This is a genomic window from uncultured Methanobrevibacter sp. (genome assembly GCF_937906425.1).
Lineage (GTDB): Archaea > Methanobacteriota > Methanobacteria > Methanobacteriales > Methanobacteriaceae > Methanobrevibacter.
Genome location: NZ_CALCYR010000008.1, coordinates 1 through 4,693 on the forward strand (window position 1 = coordinate 1; position 4,693 = coordinate 4,693).

The 4,693-nt window shown below is 27.7% G+C and carries 5 protein-coding genes; 3 read left to right on the plus strand and 2 right to left on the minus strand.

The genetic code is table 11. The annotated features are described in order from the left end of the window. Positions 1 to 154: 154 nt before the first annotated feature. Positions 155 to 418, plus strand: a complete 264-nt coding sequence (locus Q0138_RS00370) for an energy-converting hydrogenase B subunit P (protein WP_297979347.1) — start codon at positions 155 to 157, stop codon at positions 416 to 418. 227 nt (positions 419 to 645) lie between these two features. Continuing rightward, positions 646 to 1,305, plus strand: coding sequence for a DUF5612 domain-containing protein (locus Q0138_RS00375; protein ID WP_297979349.1), 660 nt, complete (start codon positions 646 to 648; stop codon positions 1,303 to 1,305). A 163-nt stretch (positions 1,306 to 1,468) separates the two neighbouring features. Here the strand turns inward: Q0138_RS00375 and cas4 are convergent, their stop codons facing one another. Next, positions 1,469 to 2,320 (minus strand): CRISPR-associated protein Cas4, encoded by an 852-nt coding sequence (cas4, locus tag Q0138_RS00380; RefSeq protein WP_297979351.1) that lies wholly within the window; start codon positions 2,318 to 2,320, stop codon positions 1,469 to 1,471. Between the two features lie 709 nt (positions 2,321 to 3,029). Between cas4 and Q0138_RS00385 the strand changes: the two genes are divergently transcribed. After that, positions 3,030 to 3,413: a helix-turn-helix domain-containing protein gene (locus tag Q0138_RS00385; protein WP_297979353.1), complete on the plus strand. Its 384-nt coding sequence runs from the start codon at positions 3,030 to 3,032 to the stop codon at positions 3,411 to 3,413. 104 nt (positions 3,414 to 3,517) lie between these two features. On the opposite strand, the gene Q0138_RS00390 is transcribed toward Q0138_RS00385, so the two are convergent. Beyond that, on the minus strand, positions 3,518 to 4,627 hold the full coding sequence (locus tag Q0138_RS00390) for a DNA polymerase subunit beta (protein WP_297979355.1): 1,110 nt from the start codon (positions 4,625 to 4,627) through the stop codon (positions 3,518 to 3,520). Between the last annotated feature and the right edge of the window lie 66 nt (positions 4,628 to 4,693).

The window sequence follows — 4,693 nt, forward strand, 5'->3', positions numbered from 1 at the left end:
GGGTTTAATTAGATTTAATATTTTTAATTATTTTAATTAATTTAATTTAATTAATTTACTTTAATTTAATTAATTTTTATTAAAATTTAATTTAATGCATTATTAATTAGTTTAACAGGAAATTGTATGTTTAAGAAAGGTTTAAGGTGATTTTATGAAATTTGTTATAAGGCCTTATCATATGATGAGTCTCGGAGGATACATTGTGGAATTTGATTTTCCATATAGGGACATCATCATTGTAAATAAAAGCTCTGAAGATATTAAATTCGAGATTCCTGTTTTTGATGAGTCTTGGATTGAAGAGACAAGGGCTTTAGGTCTTGAAGTAATTCCTGTACGTGAAGAAGACAGTTATTTGAATATGTATAGGAAGGCACATGCTGATTTAGAAGCATTTAAGGCAAAATTAGAATAAAGATTTATGTTAATAATATTTTAAGCATTTCCTCAATTTATAATTAAAAATAAAATTTATTAACTTAGATTTTTATTTTATTAATTGGTTTTTTTACTCAATTAAATGTTTTTTTTATCATGTTTTAATTGGTTTTATTAAGTTTTAATTGGTTTTATTAAGTTTTAATTGGTTTTTTTACTCAATTAAATGTTTTTTATTTTATTTTTTAATTTTAAGGTAATATTATGAGTAGTATTTCATTAACACTTACAACTAAGGAAGAAAAAGGAGTTCTAGATGAAATAACCGATATTTTGTCAAATCATGGAATAAATATTTCCTATGTTCATCTTTATGTTAAAGAGGATGTTGGAACTTTAAATCTGGAACTTGAAAATGTAAAGGAATTGGATCAGTTAATAAATGATTTAAAACAATTGGATTTTATTCTGGATATGGAAATCCATGGTTCCTTAAATGACATTTTCGGTAAAAGGATTCTTATCTTTGGTGGTGGTGCACAGGTTTCACAGGTTGCTGTAGGCGCTATTACTGAAGCGGACAGGCATAATATTCGTGGAGAACGTATAAGTGTGGACACAATTCCTTTGGTTGGTGAAGAAAATATTGCAGAGGCTGTTGAAGCGGTTACCAGATTGCCTCGTGTAGGTGCTTTGGTTCTTGCAGGTTCCCTTATGGGAGGTAATATTACTGAAGCTGTCAAAAAGATTAAAAAAGAAAGAGAAGAATTGATTATTATTGCACTTAACATGCCTGGAAGTGTAACTGAAGAGGCTGATTTGATTGTTACAGATCCAATCCAGGCAGGAGTTATGGCTGTAATGGCTGTTGCTAACACTGCCGTCTTTGATGTAAAAAGGTTAAAGGGCAATAATAAGTTTTAATCCCATTCTTAATCATTCTCCTTTTCTATTTTTATTTTTAATTTATTTTTTATTTATTTTCCATTATTTCTATTTTTTTTTAATTCGTACTAATTCTTTTTACTCATTTTTTTTATTATTTTTCATTGTTTTCTTGTAATTCTTTGGCTTTGTTGTTTTTTTATTATTTTTCATTGTTTTCACATAATTCCTTGTATTCACAGTTTTCACATTTTCTTAAATTTGTTCTTACTCTAGGAATTTCCTTTTTTTCAACAATATTATTTATGCTTGTTAAGATCTTGAAGAATGTTTTTCTTAATTCGTTGTCAACAACAACTGCCCTTCTTTCATTTATCTTCAAGTAATCTACATATCCAACAGATATGTGTGTGTCAAATTCCTGTTCTATTAGAAGTGCATCAGCTACAATTTCTATCATGTCATTGTCCCAAACTCCTCTTATTGGAGGTTTTGAAGACTTTAAACTAACTGGGGAATAGTTTCCCTTTTCAACTTCTATCTTGTCAACAACTCCAATCAAATCAAGACCGATGTCTCTAATCAGATAATTGTACATGCAGCTTGAGAAAAACAATCCCTGAATTTCACTGCCCTCCTTGTCGAATATTTTCATTGCTTCCTTGCTTTTTATTGATAAGATTTTTATTTTAAGAAATATTTCACTAATCAAATCCTCTTTCTGTTTTATGATTTGTTCCATGTCTTTATTTTTATTTTCATTATTGTTTTGATTCCCATTTTCTTCCTTTTCACTTATCTCTTCAAAGACTTCAAAACTTGTTTCTATGTATTGTAGGACTTGTTGGGATAATGTGTTTTCAATTTCCGGAATTTCCATATCTTTTTTAAGCTTTCTTAAGTTTTTATGCAATAAATCCTCAAGGTCTATTCTAAGGTCCTTAATGATTTTTGCCTTAAACATATCCTCATCATCTTTTTTGTCAATGTTTTTTTCAAAGTATAATTTTAATGGGCAAAACATATAGCTGCGAATTTCACTAATACTTATCATTATTTTCACTCCATATTTATTGTTAATTTGGAGTTTATTTTTCATTTAATAAATACTATATGGTTATTTTTGCCTATAAGTAGTTAGTATTGCTACAATTTTACTATTTCTTTTTAATTTTATGTTATTTTTAAAATATTGCTTTTAAATTCATTTTTTTTAAACAAATTGTAATTTTATTTTTTTTCTAATGATTTTTAATTTGGGGCTAAAATTTAATTCAGATAAGGATTTTTAATTTGGGGGCTAAAACTTAATTTGAATAATGGTTTTTAATTTGAAAGCTAAAATTTAATTTTTTAGTAAAAATTTATTTTAATTATTAGTTTTTAATTTGCTGGCTAAAATTTAATTTTTTAGTAAAAATTATTATCATTTTTATTAAAAGTTTGCTTATTTAAAATGAATATATTTTTTTAGCTATTGATTTAATCAATCATTCTTTTAATAATTTTATTGATAATATAGAATATATTTTATTAGTATTGTGTGATGGGTATGTTTACTTATTAAAATCAATATTTGGTAGGTAGGAGTGTATGTTTCTTATTAAATAACTAAATTAATAATTTTAAAATTTTTGATTTAAAAAATAAATTATGTATAAAATTTAGTTAATTTAATTAATAAAAATTAAAAAAATATAAATTATATTATACATTATTTAGAAATAGTAATTTGATTATTAAAAAAATTCTCAGGGGATAATATGGTAGAATCAGAAGGTATGCTTTGTCCAGTGGATAGATCTTTAAAATTATTTAATAAAAAGTGGGATATTCAAATTATTAGGGATTTGTTTTTTGGAAAAAAGAGATTTAAGGAATTTAAGGAAGACAAACCTAATCTAAGCAATAAGGTTTTGGCAACTTGCTTAAAGGATTTGGAAAGCAATGGATTGATTTATAAAAAGGTCATAGATGAAAATCCTAAGTTGACTGAATATTATTTGACTGAAGATGGAAAAAGAATGAATAGGATTATTTATGAATTGGCTATGTTTACCTTGGATAAGGAGGATTCCTATTCCGAGGACCAACGTGTTGAAATAGCTGAATTATTCCGTGACACTTTAAAAATAGATAAGAAATAGTTTTAATGATTATGCTGTTGATAATATTTAATTGTTTATTTAATGATTAAATTGTTGATGACATTTAATTGTTTAAAAACAGTAAAAAAATAATGGAGATAGTCCTAGACAGGACTTTCTCTTAGTTTAATATATTCATTTAAAGATTCTCTTGTTGTTCCAACAAGAATTCTGTATTTTTCGAATTCTCCATTTTTAAGAACCTTTTCTATTTTTCCCCTTGCAACAACCTCTTCGCCGTCAAGCACTTCTCCGGCATAGGTGTGTGTAAGGGATGCAAGTTCTGTAATCTCAATGTCTGGACCTTCGAGAATTTCAACATCTTCAATTGTATAGACTGCAGGATTGTCAAAAGCACCTAATGCACTTTTAATTGTACAGTTTACTTTTGCAAAGCCTTCCGGAACATAAACTGTGTCTCCCCAAGTTCCTTCGATTTCATCATAGTTTTTGGTAGCCAATATGTCGAAAAGGGTTTCTCTGATAAGTCCCCTATTGCTTTTACGTTCCTCATACCATGCAAACTCTTCTTTTGTAAGGCTGTCGTCCTTGATTCTCTTGTCATAAACAAAATCCCAGAAGTCATCATTGATTCTGTTCAAGGTTATTTCCTTATCCAGTTTTTCAATGTAAACTCCCTGATCCTTGTTTTCCTTATAAGCTTTAATTGCATTTCTATGGTTTTCAAGACCATAGACTACAAAGTCAAGATCTGATGTTCCTGCCTTTTGAAGTCCAGGTAAAATTGAACCTGAAATGCCTAAATCATCATAATCTATTCCAGCCACATAATGGAAGAAATCTGAAAGGTCAATCAATTTACTCATTAACTCTTCCTTATAGTCCAATTTTTCTCCTTTTTCCAGCTTTTCATTGATTATTGGAATATATGTTTCCCTAAGACCTTTTAATCTGTCTTCAGGCTTGATGATTCTTTGGACTTTATCAATAGGAACTCCCATCATTTCAACATTTGTAACGTCACACCAGTAAAGGTAATCAGGGTGATTTTCCCTTAAATAGGCATAAGCCTCTTCGGAACCTACCTTGGAGTATTTGATTCCATTTTTTTCTCTGTCTCCATTTTCATCTGGAATGTATCTTAAAAATGAGATTATTCTATCTTCTGGGTGAATATAATTTGTTGAAGCAAATAATAAACCATCTGTACTTATAACAAAATCTCTAACTCTTACAGCTTTCTTATCAGTCATTTTAATCCCCTACAATTAAAATATTTAAAATTTTAATCTTTTTTTTTTTTTTTTTAATTGTTTTTA

Bases quoted from the DNA above. Each gene is read 5' to 3' on its own strand.
- Q0138_RS00385 (WP_297979353.1), top strand. From the start codon at position 3,030: ATGGTAGAATCAGAAGGTATGCTTTGTCCAGTGGATAGATCTTTAAAA.
- Q0138_RS00370 (WP_297979347.1), top strand. From the start codon at position 155: ATGAAATTTGTTATAAGGCCTTATCATATGATGAGTCTCGGAGGATAC.
- Q0138_RS00390 (WP_297979355.1), bottom strand. From the start codon at position 4,627: ATGACTGATAAGAAAGCTGTAAGAGTTAGAGATTTTGTTATAAGTACA.
- cas4 (WP_297979351.1), bottom strand. From the start codon at position 2,320: ATGATAAGTATTAGTGAAATTCGCAGCTATATGTTTTGCCCATTAAAA.
- Q0138_RS00375 (WP_297979349.1), top strand. From the start codon at position 646: ATGAGTAGTATTTCATTAACACTTACAACTAAGGAAGAAAAAGGAGTT.